The 16904-nt window shown below is 49.2% G+C and carries 20 protein-coding genes; all 20 read left to right on the forward strand.

What is annotated here, in order from left to right; translation table 11 throughout:
• The first annotated feature begins 42 nt into the window (after positions 1 to 42).
• Positions 43 to 885 carry a hypothetical protein gene (locus B9D94_RS04380; RefSeq protein WP_006212533.1) on the forward strand — a complete coding sequence of 281 codons (843 nt, stop codon included), beginning with the start codon at positions 43 to 45 and terminating at the stop codon, positions 883 to 885.
• 256 nt (positions 886 to 1141) lie between these two features.
• The gene (locus B9D94_RS04385) at positions 1142 to 1579 is read left to right on the forward strand and encodes a phage tail terminator family protein (protein WP_148246511.1); all 438 of its coding nucleotides are present in this window, start codon (positions 1142 to 1144) and stop codon (positions 1577 to 1579) included.
• Positions 1576 to 1749: a hypothetical protein gene (locus tag B9D94_RS30860; RefSeq protein WP_172963904.1), complete on the forward strand. Its 174-nt coding sequence runs from the start codon at positions 1576 to 1578 to the stop codon at positions 1747 to 1749. Before B9D94_RS04385 ends, B9D94_RS30860 begins: the two co-directional genes overlap by 4 nt.
• Positions 1750 to 3069 (forward strand): phage tail sheath family protein, encoded by a 1320-nt coding sequence (locus B9D94_RS04390; protein ID WP_148246512.1) that lies wholly within the window; start codon positions 1750 to 1752, stop codon positions 3067 to 3069.
• A 1-nt stretch (position 3070) separates the two neighbouring features.
• Positions 3071 to 3529: a phage tail tube protein gene (locus B9D94_RS04395; RefSeq protein WP_006212529.1), complete on the forward strand. Its 459-nt coding sequence runs from the start codon at positions 3071 to 3073 to the stop codon at positions 3527 to 3529.
• A gap of 31 nt (positions 3530 to 3560) precedes the next feature.
• On the forward strand, positions 3561 to 3983 hold the full coding sequence (locus B9D94_RS04400; RefSeq protein ID WP_148246513.1) for a phage tail assembly chaperone: 423 nt from the start codon (positions 3561 to 3563) through the stop codon (positions 3981 to 3983).
• 194 nt (positions 3984 to 4177) lie between these two features.
• Positions 4178 to 6106, forward strand: coding sequence for a phage tail tape measure protein (locus B9D94_RS04405; RefSeq protein WP_148246514.1), 1929 nt, complete (start codon positions 4178 to 4180; stop codon positions 6104 to 6106).
• Position 6107: 1 nt separating this feature from the next.
• Positions 6108 to 6827, forward strand: coding sequence for a LysM peptidoglycan-binding domain-containing protein (locus tag B9D94_RS04410; protein WP_148246515.1), 720 nt, complete (start codon positions 6108 to 6110; stop codon positions 6825 to 6827).
• Between the two features lie 12 nt (positions 6828 to 6839).
• Positions 6840 to 7805: an XkdQ/YqbQ family protein gene (locus B9D94_RS04415; protein WP_148246516.1), complete on the forward strand. Its 966-nt coding sequence runs from the start codon at positions 6840 to 6842 to the stop codon at positions 7803 to 7805.
• Positions 7806 to 7811: 6 nt separating this feature from the next.
• Entirely contained in the window at positions 7812 to 8108 is a 297-nt protein-coding gene (locus B9D94_RS04420; protein WP_148246517.1) for a DUF2577 domain-containing protein, read from the forward strand.
• Entirely contained in the window at positions 8105 to 8533 is a 429-nt protein-coding gene (locus B9D94_RS04425; protein ID WP_148246518.1) for a DUF2634 domain-containing protein, read from the forward strand. Before B9D94_RS04420 ends, B9D94_RS04425 begins: the two co-directional genes overlap by 4 nt.
• The gene (locus tag B9D94_RS04430; RefSeq protein WP_148248722.1) at positions 8511 to 9569 is read left to right on the forward strand and encodes a baseplate J/gp47 family protein; all 1059 of its coding nucleotides are present in this window, start codon (positions 8511 to 8513) and stop codon (positions 9567 to 9569) included. The genes B9D94_RS04425 and B9D94_RS04430 overlap by 23 nt, the downstream gene beginning before the upstream one ends.
• On the forward strand, positions 9566 to 10111 hold the full coding sequence (locus B9D94_RS04435) for a YmfQ family protein (protein WP_006212522.1): 546 nt from the start codon (positions 9566 to 9568) through the stop codon (positions 10109 to 10111). The genes B9D94_RS04430 and B9D94_RS04435 overlap by 4 nt, the downstream gene beginning before the upstream one ends.
• The gene (locus B9D94_RS04440) at positions 10112 to 12787 is read left to right on the forward strand and encodes a hypothetical protein (protein WP_148246519.1); all 2676 of its coding nucleotides are present in this window, start codon (positions 10112 to 10114) and stop codon (positions 12785 to 12787) included.
• A gap of 12 nt (positions 12788 to 12799) precedes the next feature.
• Entirely contained in the window at positions 12800 to 13369 is a 570-nt protein-coding gene (locus tag B9D94_RS04445) for a hypothetical protein (protein ID WP_148246520.1), read from the forward strand.
• Positions 13370 to 13388: 19 nt separating this feature from the next.
• Entirely contained in the window at positions 13389 to 13526 is a 138-nt protein-coding gene (locus B9D94_RS04450) for an XkdX family protein (protein WP_148248723.1), read from the forward strand.
• A 294-nt stretch (positions 13527 to 13820) separates the two neighbouring features.
• Positions 13821 to 14273 (forward strand): phage holin family protein, encoded by a 453-nt coding sequence (locus tag B9D94_RS04455; protein WP_006212518.1) that lies wholly within the window; start codon positions 13821 to 13823, stop codon positions 14271 to 14273.
• On the forward strand, positions 14260 to 15045 hold the full coding sequence (locus B9D94_RS04460; RefSeq protein ID WP_006212517.1) for a glycoside hydrolase family 73 protein: 786 nt from the start codon (positions 14260 to 14262) through the stop codon (positions 15043 to 15045). The genes B9D94_RS04455 and B9D94_RS04460 overlap by 14 nt, the downstream gene beginning before the upstream one ends.
• Positions 15046 to 15283: 238 nt before the next feature.
• Entirely contained in the window at positions 15284 to 15418 is a 135-nt protein-coding gene (locus B9D94_RS31745) for a hypothetical protein (RefSeq protein WP_006212516.1), read from the forward strand.
• 56 nt (positions 15419 to 15474) lie between these two features.
• On the forward strand, positions 15475 to 16890 hold the full coding sequence (locus tag B9D94_RS04465) for a deoxyguanosinetriphosphate triphosphohydrolase family protein (RefSeq protein WP_006212515.1): 1416 nt from the start codon (positions 15475 to 15477) through the stop codon (positions 16888 to 16890).
• Positions 16891 to 16904: the final 14 nt, after the last annotated feature.

Genomic DNA, 16904 nt, shown 5'->3' on the forward strand with positions numbered 1-16904 from the left:
GCAAGGTTTTAACGATATTTTATAGAGGGGAGACGAACACATATGGCAAAGGGAATAACAGCGCAGGAGATGGATTCGGTGACGGCATCGGGCCTTGTCCCACATCTTGGCACAACGACCAATAGCGGCAATTCATATAGCGTTACATCCAACACGCCTATCAGCACGAATCAAAAGTTTACGATAAAGTTCAATGTCGCAAGCTCTACAGCTCCGACACTCAAAATCAATAACGATACAGCATTACCTATTAAAAAAGCGAATGGCAATAACGCAAAGTTATACGCTAGTGTCTATACACTGTTCCGGGATGGATCGGCTTTTATTTTACAGGGTGAAGGGGGGAGTGGAAACGTACAACCTGATCAGGTTGAGGCGGGGTTTACATTTACTAATGACAACGGTGAATTTACAGGGACACTTAGTAAGCAGGCTTTTGTTGATGCTATTACATCAAAAGGCGTTACAGCATCTATGGCCGATCCATTTAATACTTTGGCTGCTAAAATTGATCAGATCAGCACCGGGTTAAAACGAGCATCCGGAAATGGCGCTCCAACCGGCGTGGAAATAGTCAATTTAGACTTTGAGCCATTAATAATCATCATTAGGTGTAACGGTAGTTTTTATTATAATGATGGCCATCAGGGGAACGATAACAGATCAGCTCAAATAGGCGGGGCAATGTATTTTGTTAAAGGGGAACATAACTATAATATCTCGGCATCAGTCACTACGGGACGTGACGGATCAACCAATATAGAAATAAACCCAACAGTATCCTGGTATCTGAACGGATTTAAAATAAATGTACAAACACGGACATCATCATCTTCTAATAATATATCCGCATCAATAGGAAATTGGGTTGCAATCGGAATATAACATGATTATTTCAGGGGCAGCGATAGAATGAATGAGCTCGGAAGAAAATTCAACTGCCCAACGCCTTGACTCAGTAAAGGAGAAACACTCACCGATTAAGGGAACTAAACGGGCATTCGTTTGAATAGGGTTAAGGACAAGGAAGACAAAATGGTAAAAATTTGGTTGTCTGAGAATCTGGAGATACAATAACATACGATAAAAAATGCTAAACAACAAAAAAACATGAGTTACACTACTGAAAAGGAGCCCAGCCATGCCTACCCAACAAACACGCGCCGCCCTGGCAACCAAACTTACAAATGGCTTCCCCGACATCCCCCTCATCTCCAAAGAGGATGCCGCCGTACTACCTCCAGTCCCATACTTCCAAACCGAGCTAACCCTAGCCGAGTTCGAGCCGATATCGACCCATCGATATGCGGCTCGTTTTCGTTTCAGGATCCATTACGTTCCGGTTACTGGAAGGCCAGTGTCTACCATCATCGACGAGATGCTGGAGAGCCTGACATCCTTGGATGTCAGCGGCCGTCCATGCCGCGCCTCATCAGTGGCCTGGGAGCGTCCAACGGGGAATGACGGGGCAGGGGGAGAAGGTTGTTTTCGCGCAGAGTATGTCATTCAGATGACGACCGATCAGTTCGAAACGGAAACGAAGATGCAAACATTGAAACAGGGAGGCGAATTGAAATGAGTAAAAAAGAAACGGTACCAACATTCAACAAGTTTCAGCTGGCACAGTCCAATCAATTCAACAATCGCGAGAAGGATGTGCTGAGCGCCATTCTTGAAGAGGGCAAGGCGTACACCGTTCAGCAAGCGAAAGACCAGATGACTACATTTTTGAAAAAGGAGGTCATTTAAATGGCCGGAGGAACATGGACAACACCCAACAAAGTAAGACCAGGCGTATACACCCAAATCTCATCGCAGGAGCAGCCGATCGGGCGCGTTGGTGAGAGGGGGATTGCGGCACTGGGTCTCTCCCTTCCATGGGGGGAGTCGAACAAAATTCTAACCATTCAACCAGGTACCAATCTGGTCGAGGTGCTGGGTTATGATATCACAGCGCCGCAGCTGCTTGCGGTAAAAGAAGTGCTCAAGCGTGCAGGTACTCTTCTGCTATACCGCTTGAACAGCGGTGTCCAGGCAGCGGGTTCCGTTGCCGGACTCAAGGTAACCGCACGTTATGGCGGCGAACGCGGAAATGACATCCAGATTGTCGTTGAGAACGCCGTGGATGATCCCGGCAAGTTTGTGGTCAGTACGCTGCTGAGCGGCAAAGCTGTGGACAAGCAGCTTGTAGCTAGTGCGGCCGAACTGGAACCGAACTTGTACGTAGCCTTCGCACCGGATACCGGTGATCTAACTGCAACGGCTGGGTTTGCTCTCACAGGCGGCGCGAACGGCACCGTAACCAACCAAGACCATGTGGATTTTCTTGCCGCGCTTGAGGTCCAAGACTTCCAGACCGTAGGTCTGTTGTCTGAAGATCCAACGCTCAAGTCCCTGTATACCGCCTTTGTCAAGCGTCTTCGCGAGTCAGAAGGCAAGAAGGTGCAAGCTGTATTGTCTGATTACCCTGCTGCGGATTATGAAGGCATCATTAGCGTGAAAAATGGTGTTGTTCTCACCGACGGGACCGTTGTAGATAAAGTAAAAGCCGTTGCTTGGGTTACTGGTGCTACGGCTGCGGCAGCTGTTAACGAATCGCTCACGTATGCAGCGTACGACGAAGCGGTGGATACCGATGTTCGCCTGAGCCATACGGAGATTGAAGCGGCTCTCACGAAGGGCGAGTTCCTGTTCAGCTACAGCGGCGGCAAAGCCGTGGTCGAGCAGGATATTAACAGCTTTACTTCGATTGAACCGGCGAAACAGCGCCATTTTTCCAAAAACCGAGTGGTCCGCGTGCTGGATGGCATTGCAAATGACCTGAAGCTGATTTTTGAGAAGTCTTATATCGGGAAGGTAGACAACAATGTGGATGGCCGAACGCTGTTCTGGGCGGAATGTGCTGCGTATTTTGCTTCCTTGCAGAACATAGGGGCGATTCAGAATTTCAATGCGAACGAGGATATTGTGGTGACACCGGGTACAGAGGGCGACGTGCTGTTTGTAGATATCAAGGTACAGCCAGTGGATGCAATTGAAAAAGTATACATGAAAGTGAAGGTGGTCTAAGATGGCATTTTTGCGGGCAAACGACACGATTTCCGGGCAAGAGGGCAAGGCATTCGTCAAAATTGGCGAGCGTATGGAGGAAATGTTCTACATTAAAACGCTGGAAGCTACGGTGGAGAAGGAAAAAGCCGAGCTGAAAACGATGGGCCAACGCGCCGTGCAGCACAAAGCCATTGGCTGGAAGGGGAGCGGCACGATGACCATCTATTACGTGACCTCGCTCTTCCGCGAGCTGATGATGGAATACATCCAGACCGGCAAGGACGCCTACTTCATGATTGAAGTGCGCAATGAGGATCCGGGTTCGTCGACCGGGCGTCAGACGGTGATTTTGGAAGGGGTCAACCTGGACAGCGTGATCATGGCTTCCCTAGACACCGAAGCGGAGGCGCTGGAGGAAGAAGTGGCCTTCACGTTTGAGAATGTGCGGATTGAGACCCCGTTTAACCCATTGGCCTAATAGTATTTAACATGAATGAGGAGGAAGGAATATGAGCGATTTTAGTATGTTTTTTGCTGGACAATCGGCTGCGGAGATCACGGAGGAATTCGTGGTCTCTGTTCGTTTTAAGGATGCTGAGGGGAGCCCCGTGCCTTGGAAGCTGCGCAGTATCACCGAGGAAGAGAACCAGGAGTGCCGCAAAGCAGCTACCCGTAAAGTCAAGGGCAAGAATGGCGTATTCACGCCGGAGATCGACCCGAATGACTATATGGCGAAGCTCATGGTATCCAGTGTGATCTACCCGGATTTAAAAAACAGCGAGCTGCAAAAATCCTACAGCGTGCTCGGTGCAGAATCCCTGCTCCGCAAAATGCTGCTGCCAGGCGAATTTGCCGCGCTTGGCGAGCGGGTGCAGGCCCTTAACGGTTTTGACCGGGATATGAACGATCTGGTGGACGACGTAAAAAACTAATCCAAGAGGGCGATGGTGACGCGAACTATGCGTACTACGCCCTCCATGAACTGCACATCCTTCCTCACCAGTTCATGGCGATGACGGTCCGGGAACGGGCCGCCATCTATGCCATGATCTCGATGCGGGTGGAGAAGGAGAAGCGCGAGCGAGTCCGGAAGCGGAGATAGGTTGTAGAAGAAGGGGGTGAAGGAATGGCGAATTCTCAAATACTTGTTCCACCAAAAATCATGAAGGCATTAAGCAACTGGGATAAACTCGTTTTTGAACAGTCGTTTATATTCGGTCTGAGCTTTGAGCACGCTACCAAAAAAATAAAAGAAGCTGAGGCTAAAGTTAATGAAGCGGCAACAGCTCAACAAAATCTGAATACTGAAGTGAAAAAGGGAGAGAAGTTATCGAGTAAATTTAGCGGTGCGCTAGGTGCAATTAAAGCTGCGTATAATGGAATGAAATTCATAGCGGATGTTTCCATTATACCGGCGGCAAAACAACAAAATTTAGAGAATGTTATTCAGAGTAAGATAGGAGATCCAGAAGTTGGCTCGGCTATGTTTGAAAAATTCAAGCAGGATGCATTGAAATCGGGAGCCGATGTCAATAAAACGCTCGGTAATTCAATATCTTTCATGAACATGACGACAAACTCAGATGAGATTTCCACGTTAAATGGTTATGCTGAGCGATTGAGTAAGCTTTCATCTACGGGAAAGAGTTCGGGAGATGCCGCTTCTGCCATAATGAGTGCCATGCAAGGCGACACGAGCTCGCTTGCGAAAGAGTTTAAGTTACCTGAAACCAACATCAAACAATTCTCCAAGGAAGTGACATCATCAAAGGGCAATTTTGGGGCATTTTTAGCATCTATGGATCAACTCTTACAAAAATCGGGGATGACGGAGGAAGCTCTTCAAAAGATGATGGACTCTCCTATGAGTAAGTGGCAAAAGATGTTGGGATATGTGAATAATTCCTTTATTCAAATAGGGAGCGGGGCACTTGAATCTATAATGCCTATTCTAGATATAATTAGCTCTGCATTTGAATCAGGGGCATTTGAACCGTTTTTTAACATATTGAATTCTGGACTAGCCTTATTAGCTCAAGGGTTCTTATGGATTGCTGAAATGATACCTTCAGCCTGGGAATTCATTAAAGCAACCATTGCGGGTGTTGGTAACACTATCTGGAATTTGATCACGATCTTTATGGGATTAATTCCTGTTATTGCTTTAGTAGGTGTTTTTTTTGCAGCGTTAAATGCAGGGTTAATCATGGGGAAAGTATATGCTTACGCGTTTGCAGCAGCTCAAACGACTATGGCTATGATCACGAACGTAGTGACAGGAGCGATGAGAATATTTAACATGGTTATCAAAGCTAATCCTCTTATGCTGTTAATTTCTTTGGTCATCGCTGCTATGGCCGCTTTCGGTGCTTGGAAAGTAGTAACCCTCGGACTTAAGCAAATATTCAGCAACGTATTCGGCTTCATCGTCGATCTTGCACAAAACACCGTCAATACAGTAATTAATCTTATTAACGGCATCATCAAAGGTGTGAACGCGGTAGCGGGCTTTTTTGGCAAGGTTCTTGGCGTGGATACGAAGCAAATTGCAGAGATTGAATATAAGGCGGACTTTACGAATTTTAAGGAAAATGGGAAGGGTTTTATAGAAGATTTTTCGATGGATACGTTTAAGGACAGTTTCATGCCGGATAAGAGTGCGGGCAAGAACAACGAGGATCTTTTGGAGCAGTACAATATAGGCAAAACCGGTTACGATGTTACGATGCCGAAAACAACTCCAACCCCGGCCATGCCCGGGATGTCTTCCATGCCGGCCATGTCAAGCGCCCCAATTCCTGTAGCCCCTGCGGGCGGCAGCATCGATTCCATCGGTCAAGTGGACAATTCGGTCGACGTGGCGAGCGAGGATCTGAAGGTCATGCGCGACCTGGCGGAAGTGAACGCGATCAGCAATATGATCACCCTGACGCCGACTGTACAGATGACAACGGGGGATATTAACTCCGGCGCCGATCTGGATACCATCATGTCAAGAATAAATCGTACGCTGGAAGAACAGTTTGTGTCCAGTGCCGAGGGGGTGTATTTGTAGCATGAGCGACTACGGATTTTTCCTGAGCTTTAATAACCAGGAGGAGGTTTTTCGATTTCCGGTGAACCCTGAGCGGATTGAAGTCAAGGATAGTGGTGAGGGCAAATCCTATACGGTAGCGGGACTTGGCGAAGTGAATGCGATTCTGCATCCGAAGCTGACGGAGATTTCGTTTGAGAGCTTTTTCCCGGGCAGGGTATATCCCTTTGTCCATCTAGGGTCTGATGAGAAGCTGAAACTTCCAATGGAATACGTAAATACCATCAAAGGCTGGATGGAGAGCCGCAGACCGGTACGTTTTGTGATGACGGGGCTTGTTCCCGATCCGCTGAGCGGTACAGACGGCAAGAATGTGGTGCGGGCGATGAAGTCATTTGGCATCAACATGGCGGCATCCATCGAAAGCTTCAACTGGAACACGATGTCCGGATCGCCGGAGGATATTGAATTCTCCATTACCTTAAAGCGCTATGTGTTCTATGGGGCAAGGAAGGTGGTACCGCTCAAGGATAAGAAGGCGGCAGCCGTGAAGAAGGAAGACCGGCCGGATGACCGGAAGAAGCCCGTCTCCTATACGGTTGCCAAAGGCGACACCCTGTGGAGCATTGCCCAAAAGCTGCTCGGGAGCGGCTCGCGCCATACGGACATCCAAAAACTGAACGGAATCAAGGACCATGAGGTTCGGAAGCTGGCGATTGGCCGGGTTCTCAAGATTCCTTAAGGAGGTGGCTGCATGATCGAGCTGATGATTGACCGAAAGAATGGAAGCGTGTGGGATCTGGGGCAGATCGTAACGGATATTACATGGAAAACAAGCCGTCAGGCAAAGCCGGCGAGTCTTGATATCAACTACGTCAACAATGGTCTGGCGCAGAGCAAGGAATTTGACGTGGAGAACGGTGACATTGTGCGTTTCCGCAAGGATAACAAGGACCTATTTTATGGCTATGTTTTTTCAAAAGAATGGGGGTTGGACGCCCAGGTGAAACTGATGGCCTACGACCAGCTGCGCTATTTGTCCAGCAACGACACCTATCGGTTCACCAATGCCAAGGTAGAGGAAATCATTCGCAAGATTGCCAAGGATTTTAATCTGAAAACAGGCACGCTGGCCCAAACCGGCCATACGATTCCCGCGATGCTGGAAGCAGACAAAAAGCTGATTGATATAATCTGCAAGACGCTGGAGTCCACGCTGATTGCGACCAAGCAGTATTATATGTTTTATGACCAGTATGGTGAACTGACACTTCGCAACATCAATGATATGCTGCTCATGCTCGCTGTTGGAGAAGACAGCCTGATGACGGATTTTTCATATAAAAAAAGCATCGACAACGAAACGTACAACCGCGTTAAAGTCGTGCGGGACAACAAGGAGAGCGGGAAGCGGGACGTGTATATGTACCAGCATGGGCAGAACATCGCCCAGTGGGGCTTGCTGCAGCTGTACGAGGTGGCAGACGAGAACATGAACCCGGCCCAATTGAAGCAGCTGGCACAGAATTTGCTCGAACTGAAGAACAGGGAGCAGCAGACGCTGTCGATTGAGGCTATGGGAGACTTGCGGGTCCGTGCGGGAAACACGATTTATGTCAATCTTCCCGAAGAAGGGCTGAAGCCGTACCTCATCGATGAATGTACGCATAAATTCTCGGACGGTACGCACACGATGTCGCTCAATATGAAGGTGGTGTAAGCAGGAATGCTGGATATTATCAAAAAAGCCAGTCTCAGCGCCGTAGGAAGCACGAATCCGATGGCGGTGCTGTACGGCACAGTCACATCTGTACATCCTCTGGAGGTGAACGTGGATCAGCGTTTCAGCCTGACGGAGGATTTTTTGGTTATCGGCGAGTCGATGACCGAGTATAAGCTGAACATCGGCGGTGCAGAGTATTACATTCGCAGAGGGCTGGAGACTGGGGATACGGTGCTGCTCATTCGTTATCAGGGCGGGCAGACATACCTCGTGCTGGATCGGCTGGTGAAGCCGTCATGATCCCGCAGGGAGGAACGATTCTACCGGGTAGTGAGATCGTGGAAACGCTGGAGCAGCCCAGTTTGACGTACCAATTGAACCTGGAGGAAGGCTCGATATCCGGTCACATAGACGGTCTTGAGGCCGTTAAGCAGGCTGTCGTAAAAATCCTTCAGACCCGCCGGTTTGAGCATTTGATCTATAGCAGTAACTACGGGCAGGAGCTGGATTCCGTCATCGGGCGTGACCCGCTGTGGGCTTATGCCGAAATCGAGAGGCACATCAAGGAAGCGCTGCTGCAGGATGACCGGATTGTGTCCGTGGATGATATGAATATCACTTTTGCGGGCGAGCAGGCGATGGCGAAATTTACGGTTCGGAGTCTGTATGGGACTTTCAATATGACGAAGGAGGTGAGGGATGATGGTAGAGGAACAGACGTATGAAGCCATTCTGGAGCGGATGCTGGATCGGATTCCGGACGGCATGGACAAAAGAGAGGGCAGCATCATCTACGATGCGTTGGCACCTTCTGCTGCTGAGCTTGCTCAGATGTACGCGGAATTGGGATATTCCATGAATCTGAAATTTGCCGCTACGGCATCGGGTGAATATTTGGATCGGAGCATTGCGTGGTCGGGATTGACCCGGAAGCAGGCTACTAAAGCGCAGCTTTTGGGACACTTTCCTGGCAGTAATGGTGTCCCGGTGGATGTACCGCTGGGAAGCCGGTTTTCGTTGGATCCGCTGAACTATAAGGTCATTACCCGGCTGGAAGCGGGTCAATATATTGTGGAATGCGAGACGATCGGGAAGGATGGCAACCGCCGCTTCGGTTCGCTGCTGCCACTGGAATACATTGAAGGCTTGGTGAAGGCAGAGCTGATGGAACTGTGGGTACCAGGCGAAGATACCGAGTCGGACGAAGCGTTGTATGACCGTTACCGGGAAAAAATCGCCCGTCCCGTGACCAGCGCGAACCGGAATCAATATGAGCTGTGGGCCAGAGAAAAGGCCGGAGTTGGCAAAGCCAGGGCTTTTCCGTTGTGGAATGGTCCGGGTACCGTGAAGGTCGTGCTGCTCGACAATGAGATGCGATCGCCGACGCCTTCTGTTGTGGAATCGGTGCAGGAGTACATCGATCCGACCATGGATGGGATGGGCGAAGGAGCGGCTCCCGTCGGCTCGGTGGTTACCGTTGTTGGCGCGAATGAAGTGCCCGTTCATATCGAAGTGCAGGTTACGCTTCTGGAAGGAGCCGGCATGGATGGCGTGCAGGAAGCGATTGAGCAGGGGGTTCGCCAGTATCTTAAAGATCTCGCCATGTCCGATCCATTGGTCCGGTTTAACCGGATTGCCAACGTGATTTTGGACATACCCGCGGTAATCGACTATGAGGTACTGACCATTAATGGAGGAACGGACAGCATTCCCATTCACCCGGAAGCGGTAGCCGTCTTGGGGACGGTGACGGTCCAATGAGCAAAGCGGAGGTTTGGCTGAGTTACCTGCCGTCCTTTTATCACGATGTTCGGGAGATGAAAGCCATCGCCGGAGCCGAAGGGACCGAGCTGGACAAGCTGACGCAGGAACTGGAGGATCTGCTGGATCAGTATTATCCAGAGACTGCTACCTGGGCGCTGTCCCGATATGAGCAGGACTTGAACATTCCGGTGAATCTGTCCAAGCCGATAGAGCAGCGGCGCTCGGTTATTATCTCGAAGATGCGGGGGAGCGGGAAAGTGTCGGCCAGCATGCTCAAAAACGTGGCGCAGGCCTACGAGCGGGGCAGCATCGAAGTAACCGTACAGCCGGATGCGTATAAAGTGACAATTCATTTTCGGGATACGCTGGGCATTCCCCCGAATTTAAGCGATCTGAAATCGGCCATTGAGGAGATTAAACCTGCGCATATGACTGTCGATTACGCGCTGCGTTATCTCACGATAACCGAGGTGGAGGGCATGACCTTTGATGAAATATCAGGAACAACACAAGACAGATTGTTGGGAGGAGGAGCTTAAATGACAAATCCGGTTACACCGAATATCGGATTGAACAAAATCGATCGAACCTCACCGTCCACGACGTATTTCGATCTGGATAAGTATATCGATCAGAACGCGGATGCCGTAGATCAGTTCGCAGGTGAAGCCAGTGAAGCGATCGGCGCTTTGGAAAAGCGCCTGGACACGGAAGAACGCAGGGAAGTCGTGCTGCAGCCAGGGCTTCAGATCGTGAACGCAGAGCGGAGCGCGCCTTTTAAGTTGAGCGGGATTAAAGGGCGGACGCTGGTGAATTTGCTTGGGCGGGATGGGGGTTGTGAATCTGTAAACAGATGGTCCGCAGCGTATCAAACATCGGTAATGCTCGATACCGGCATGAAGGAAGGGGGTTCGAGTTCTCTAAAAGTTTCAGCTACGGGAACCGCATCATTCGAGCATTATATTGACCATGAGGGAATACCTGTAAAGGTGGATGCTCATTACATCCTGGTAGGAATGGCTAAACCATCAAATAATAAAAGTAAAGCCTACATGAGGATATACGGGTTAGACTCAAACAATGAACCTAACAATATTTATGCAGCATCAAATACAGTGGAGGATACAGCAAGCTTCAAACCTGTCGTTCTAAAATTTAAGCCAACAGCCGTAATAAAAGTTGTTGCTAGATTGCAGCTAAAAGATTCATTAGGCAATGAAATATATATTCAGGATGGGCAGTCGGGAAACTTTGATTCCATTCGAATATACGAGATATCTGCCACTGAATACACTGCACTTGACAGTATGACACCAGAACAAATCGCCGCCAAGTACCCATACGTCGATAGTGTTCAGCCTGTACGAAACCCGTATGTAATCCGGTATGGGGAGAATTTGTTGCCGCCGTTTTATGAGTGGTTTAGTCGTCTTCCTTACCGTACTGAGGAACCATACACAGTTTTCGGTCCTGCAATTCCAGCACAAGTAATCTATATTGATATACCTGTCCTTCCTGGCATAGTGTACACACTATCGTTTGGATCTTTAAAATGTGATTACGTTGCCATTCATGATATTAGTGGGGTAAACGCCGGAAGTATGGGTTACCTTGTAAAGGTAGATAGGAACCCGGCTGAATATAGTCCTTATAGCGTCCAATTTACTGGACCTAATAGTGGGGTAGTTCGCATACATCTATACGCTTACGATTTGCAATCTGAAATAGATGGGGAAGATAGAAATTCATTACCGGCATACGATATACGTGCTACTAGCCCTATGCTTACGTTCGGTTCCACTCCTAAACCGTTCAAACCACGAGAAGACGCCATGCTCGCGCTGCAAACGGATCTATACGCCGATCCGCTGACGGGTGCGAATGCTGACGAAGTGTCCGAAAAGGACGGGCAGTATTTCAAGCTGGCGAAGTGGCGGAAGGTAGTGCTGGATGGTTCGGTATATTGGGGGATATACAAACGAAATACAGGATTTAAAGATATTCTATCCCCAATAGCAAACATTGGGGGAACTATACCAATCAGCCATACAGGGGTTGTCACTAAGTACGACGGCTCACTCGTACTGAGAACGACGGCGATCTCGACAATAGGTAACGGGAATCATTACTTGGACACGGCTAATGTTGTCATATCTATCGCAAACTCAGACAGCGGATGGGGCGACGACTACCCACCGGATGCCAACGAGATTAAGGCGTATTTTATGGGCTGGACAATGCGTAACATGAGCGCCAGCCCCTACAACGATCCAACAGGAGCGGCCCAAAAAACATGGACGCCGATAGGCTACACGCCTCCTGCTAACTGGAACAGTACTTGGGAACATCTACGAACGTCAGTACCAGTAAACGAGGTTTCTCCTTCTCTTAAAGATAAAACAATAGCGCCGTACCAACTCGTATATCAGCTAGCAACACCAACGATCGAGCCTATCGTTTCCGAAGGTATGCTGACTTTTAATGAGGGCAGTAATCAGATCGAGGTTGGAACAGGACTTGTGGTTCAAGAGAGTGTTAAACCTAAACAACACGCCAATACAAACTGGATAATCAACAATACAGGCGTGGGTACGTCACTCTCTAATAAGGTGTCCGCGATAAAAGTGATATACAGAGATTCCTTCCGTGACTACGGGTGGACCAAAGAGACAGTGGCTGGCGCGTGGGGAACGGAGCAAGCCTACACCCCCAACGCGAAATACGATCCATCCGCTGCCTATTCCGCCACATACCTGACTCTGGACAAATCGCCTATCGTTCCATTCAGCGGATCTTATGCATCCAACGAAAAGGCTATGCTCCAAGAGCTGACCGATGCCGTGCAGCAGCACGCAATCGCTGTATCTGTGCTGATGAATAAGAAGGTGGATAAGGACGCGCCGGGGTGGATTACGCCAACGTTATTAAATGGATGGAGATCGCCGTGGGAATTACGCCCGCCGATGTATAAAAAAATAAACAAGATTGTTTATTTAGCTGGAAGAATAACGGGTGGAGTTGTTGGGATAACAGAAAGAGAATCTGTCTTTATACTTCCTGTAGGATATAGACCTGAACATACGGTTTATACTACAGTTAATGATGCCACATTTAACTCAAGGTATATCTGTATAACTCCTAGTGGTCATGTAAATATTGAAACAGGAAGTAACGAATTTATAAATATAGATGGAGTGTATTTTATAACTGGGTAAAGGAGGTTCCACATGAAAGCCGTACCTAAAGTAAATACAGACGGCCTCTATTTAGAGGACACACTTGTGGACGATGCCTTTTCCGGTGTCGTCCCTTTTTATTCCCACATTGAACCTGACGTTTCTACAACAGTAGACGCTACAGAACCAGAAGATGAGCCGTCAAACGACTCTGACTCCAGTCTCTCGGGTTACATTGTTGGCATCCCGACAACTCCTGGCTTGTACCGCCCGTGTTTTGATCTCGCAGCCTGGAGTGCATACCAGTCTGCCACAAGCGCAGCTCAAGACTCATACCAACGAGTCCTTTCGGAGTGGCAAGCACTGCCGAAGGAAGAACGCGGCGAAATGCCGGTTCTGGAGTCCCCACCTCAGCCGACTCTATGGATTGAAGGCTTAACCTCGGAAGAAATCGAGGAACTAACAAAACCTCAACCGCAGGAAGCCAATGAAGTGGATCGCCTAGGCAGCGAGATGGTGACACGAGAACTGGAGGCCTTGGAACTGCGTCAGCAGAATGAGACGCAGGGCGCTCAAATCGTAGGGCTTGAATTGCGGCTGCTGTCACTTGAAAATAGCTGAACGAAAGGAGCGGGAGACGATGTTTGAGAACGATTTTGAACGATTGAAATACTACTATGAAAAAAAATGGGCGCAGAAGCCTCAATTAAGACAGTATGTTGCGTTTGGCGTAATCACCTCGCATGAATATGAAGTCATCACTGGCGAGGCATACTAGACGCTGCTTTGAATGAGCTTACATTAAAAAAACTTCAACGGAGAAGGCGGAATCAGGCTGGAGAAGCGGAGCGGTCGCCTTTGTCCACGGATTTTAACCCTATCGATAAAGTTACAAGAAAATCTGGGGACAACAGCGATCGGAAGCATGATCCGCATACGAAGTGATGCACATGCTAAAAAGGTGATCTCTATTATGATCAGCTATGAATAACTTCAATTCTAACTTCAATCCAGCCCTCGGCTCACCGAGGGCTTTTTCACACCCTCAAAACCATATAAAGGAGGAGCAATTATGTATGAGCACATCGGTCAGATTTTTAAGATGCTGGTGGCGGGGACGGGGGCCGTGACAGGGTACGTCTGGGGCGGGTGGTCGCTGCCGCTGCATCTGTTGTTATGGTTCGTGGTGATCGATTGGCTGACAGGATGGGGCGCGGCCTGGATGAACGGTGAGCTGCGCAGCCGCATTGGTTATACTGGTATTGCACGAAAAATGACCATTTTTCTCATCATCGCCCTGATGCATCTGGTGGACCGTGTGCTGGGAGAGATGAATTATTTTCAGAATACCGTGATTTTCTTCTATCTTGCGAATGAGCTGCTGTCTATTATTGAGAACGTTGGGCGAATGGGAGTACCGATCCCTCAGTCCCTGCGTAATGTGGTACAGGTGTTCCAGATCAAATCCGAAGAAGGGGACAAGCAAACCGAAGGAAAGGAGGAGAAAAAGAATGAAGCCTCTTGAATTTATTGCCCGACTTGCCCCTGTTGCTGTTCAGGACATGCGTAAATACGGGGTACCGGCTTCACTTACGCTGGCCCAGGCTATTTTGGAGTCGAATTGGGGAACGAGTGGTCTCACGCAAAAAGCAAATAATCTGTTTGGTATCAAGGGAACCGGTCCGGCGGGAAGTGTCACCATGCAGACAACGGAATACCGGGGGCAGACACCTTATACAACCAACGCCCAGTTCCGCAAGTATAACAGCTGGAGCGAATCGGTTGCTGATCATACGCGGCTCATCCTGAATGGAACGAGAGACAAGCCAATGCGTTACCATGGCGTGTTATGGGCTGACTATAAAACGGCAGCAACGGAGATATGGAAGGGAGGCTACGCTACAGATCCCAATTATCCGAAAAAGCTGATCTCCCTTATGGAGCAAAACGCACTTCATCAGTATGATGTACCCAGTCCGGAGGAGGAGGAACGCATGAAAATCGAACAATTAACAGCGGAGCTGCAAAAGACACAAGAGCAGGTACGTCAGCTTAACGAGCAGTATGCTTCCGCAATGAAAATGTTAACAGAACAGAGCAATACCATGAAGCAAATGAACTCCAGGCTCAAGGACGTAGAGAGTGGAAAGTCTGCAAAAGTTCCAAGCTGGGCAGAACCCGCGATACAGGCTGCTCAGCAGGCAGAGGTTTTGAATGACCCGGAAGGCAGCTTCGATTTTTACCGAATCATGACTGTCCTGCACCGGGTAGGGGTCTTTAATAGCGAGAGTAAGTGACAAGCGCTGTTTTACGACATACGAAACGTCGCTAATTTTGCAGCATCTAACAGCCGTATTGGCAGAAAAAAACTTATTGTGAAACACTGGGGTCGCCAATAGGCGGCCTTTTCATTCGGTACGGGTTTTGTGTGATCCTAGAAGCGTCTGGTGCTTTACATAATGTAAGCTTTATTACGCTCCAATCCATCCTTTTTACATAACATGAAATGCTTGGCAGAGGGAGAGTCTGCTCACCGTGTCGGTGTTTGAAGCTTGGTATATGAAGGAAAATCCTCCACAGCGGATAACAGGCGTTACGATAGGGGTATACAATGAGGGAACGGGTACAGAAGGAATAACCTTTTTCTTTCAGAAGCGAGATGGCATATAATCTAAGGAACGAACAATTCAGAATCGACCATAAACAGATAAACAGGAGTGGGGAAAATGAGACTGAGGGAGCTTAGAGAGCATCGCCAATACCCGGAGCAGACGAAGTCCGATGCTTCGCGCGCAGTATACGAGCGGGATTATTCCCGCCTGATCCATTCGCCGACGTTCCGCAGGCTGCAGGGGAAGTCACAGGTATTCGGTGCAGGCACCGGCGATTACTACCGAACGCGCTTAACGCATTCACTGGAGGTTGCGCAGATTGCACGGGAAGCGGCGCGAAGCCTGACCCGTCATTATCCTGAAGTGCTGCCGGAACAAGCCGAGAATGCGGGCCTGATGATTGATCCCGAGGTGGTGGAATGTGCGGCAATCGCCCATGATTTTGGACATCCTCCATTTGGTCATAAAGGCGAAGAGGTGCTCCAGGGCATTCTGGAGAAACTCATCGACCGCAGAACCGAGAAGGAGCTGACGCGTCAGCCGGGTACGCCCACACCGGAGCAGGCTGCTGAAGTACAGCGGGCGATGCGTCGAAAATATGAGCATTTTGAAGGGAACGCGCACAATTTTCGGCTGATCATGTTTTTGGAGAAAAGAGAGAACGTGAACGGGCTCAACCTGTCCGATGCGGTTCTGCTTGGAATTAATAAATATCCGTTCTCCGGTTTGGTGAATCCGAAAGGGATGTACCGGCATGAATGGGAATATATCTCCCACATCCGGGAGGCTTGGCAAATTCCTGCCACGTATCGGACGCTCGAAGCGCAGCTGATGGACCTCTGTGATGACATCGCGTATTCCGCGCATGATCTGGAGGATGGCATTAAAGCCGGAAAGATTGAGGTGCATGAGCATTTTCTGCGGGACAGTCATCTGAACAAGCTGATCGTGGAGAAGATCATGACGCTGGAGGACGAGGTGTGGAAGGGCTGGACCCCAGAGAAGATTCATCCGAAGGTGGATTCGGTGCTGGATGAGTTCCTCAAGATTTGGAATGAGAAGATGCCGACTTGCGAGAATGACTATTCCCGTACCCGGCGCGAGGTAAAGGCCTATTGGGTGAGTCTGTTTGTAGGCAGCCTGGGCGTGATCACGAACGGGGACTGGAAAAAGGTGACGTTTGTCAGAGACGGCGCGGAGGACGAGGATATGCTGCGCACGGTCAGCGTCCTGAAAAGTTTCGCCTGGGTGACCATGATTCGCGACCTGCGGGTCCAGCGTCTGCAAAAACGCAGTGAGTGGATCATTAAGCGCCTGTGGGACGCTTTTCTTGATCCTGTTGCCTCAACGGCCATCATTCCATCGGATTGGCTTCAGCGTTATGAAGCGGATCAGAAGCGGGCGCACCCGATCTGGACATGGGAGCATATGGTGATTGATTATATCGCGGGCATGACGGATGCCTTTGCCGAGAAAATATACAACGAGTTATATGGCCTGAAGGTTGGCTCGATCTACGATCTGGATTAGGGGTCAGGAGAAGG

The organism is Paenibacillus sp. Cedars (genome assembly GCF_003184205.1).
GTDB classification, from domain to species: Bacteria; Bacillota; Bacilli; order Paenibacillales; family Paenibacillaceae; genus Paenibacillus_AQ; species Paenibacillus_AQ glucanolyticus.

Coding starts and splice junctions, on each gene's coding strand:
- B9D94_RS04440 (WP_148246519.1), top strand. CDS start 10,112: ATGACAAATCCGGTTACACCGAATATCGGATTGAACAAAATCGATCGA.
- B9D94_RS04430 (WP_148248722.1), top strand. CDS start 8,511: ATGGTAGAGGAACAGACGTATGAAGCCATTCTGGAGCGGATGCTGGAT.
- B9D94_RS04415 (WP_148246516.1), top strand. CDS start 6,840: ATGATCGAGCTGATGATTGACCGAAAGAATGGAAGCGTGTGGGATCTG.
- B9D94_RS04385 (WP_148246511.1), top strand. CDS start 1,142: ATGCCTACCCAACAAACACGCGCCGCCCTGGCAACCAAACTTACAAAT.
- B9D94_RS04435 (WP_006212522.1), top strand. CDS start 9,566: ATGAGCAAAGCGGAGGTTTGGCTGAGTTACCTGCCGTCCTTTTATCAC.
- B9D94_RS04450 (WP_148248723.1), top strand. CDS start 13,389: ATGTTTGAGAACGATTTTGAACGATTGAAATACTACTATGAAAAAAAA.
- B9D94_RS04445 (WP_148246520.1), top strand. CDS start 12,800: ATGAAAGCCGTACCTAAAGTAAATACAGACGGCCTCTATTTAGAGGAC.
- B9D94_RS04400 (WP_148246513.1), top strand. CDS start 3,561: ATGAGCGATTTTAGTATGTTTTTTGCTGGACAATCGGCTGCGGAGATC.
- B9D94_RS04420 (WP_148246517.1), top strand. CDS start 7,812: ATGCTGGATATTATCAAAAAAGCCAGTCTCAGCGCCGTAGGAAGCACG.
- B9D94_RS04460 (WP_006212517.1), top strand. CDS start 14,260: ATGAAGCCTCTTGAATTTATTGCCCGACTTGCCCCTGTTGCTGTTCAG.
- B9D94_RS04405 (WP_148246514.1), top strand. CDS start 4,178: ATGGCGAATTCTCAAATACTTGTTCCACCAAAAATCATGAAGGCATTA.
- B9D94_RS04395 (WP_006212529.1), top strand. CDS start 3,071: ATGGCATTTTTGCGGGCAAACGACACGATTTCCGGGCAAGAGGGCAAG.
- B9D94_RS04380 (WP_006212533.1), top strand. CDS start 43: ATGGCAAAGGGAATAACAGCGCAGGAGATGGATTCGGTGACGGCATCG.
- B9D94_RS04410 (WP_148246515.1), top strand. CDS start 6,108: ATGAGCGACTACGGATTTTTCCTGAGCTTTAATAACCAGGAGGAGGTT.
- B9D94_RS04390 (WP_148246512.1), top strand. CDS start 1,750: ATGGCCGGAGGAACATGGACAACACCCAACAAAGTAAGACCAGGCGTA.
- B9D94_RS04465 (WP_006212515.1), top strand. CDS start 15,475: ATGAGACTGAGGGAGCTTAGAGAGCATCGCCAATACCCGGAGCAGACG.
- B9D94_RS04425 (WP_148246518.1), top strand. CDS start 8,105: ATGATCCCGCAGGGAGGAACGATTCTACCGGGTAGTGAGATCGTGGAA.
- B9D94_RS04455 (WP_006212518.1), top strand. CDS start 13,821: ATGTATGAGCACATCGGTCAGATTTTTAAGATGCTGGTGGCGGGGACG.
- B9D94_RS30860 (WP_172963904.1), top strand. CDS start 1,576: ATGAGTAAAAAAGAAACGGTACCAACATTCAACAAGTTTCAGCTGGCA.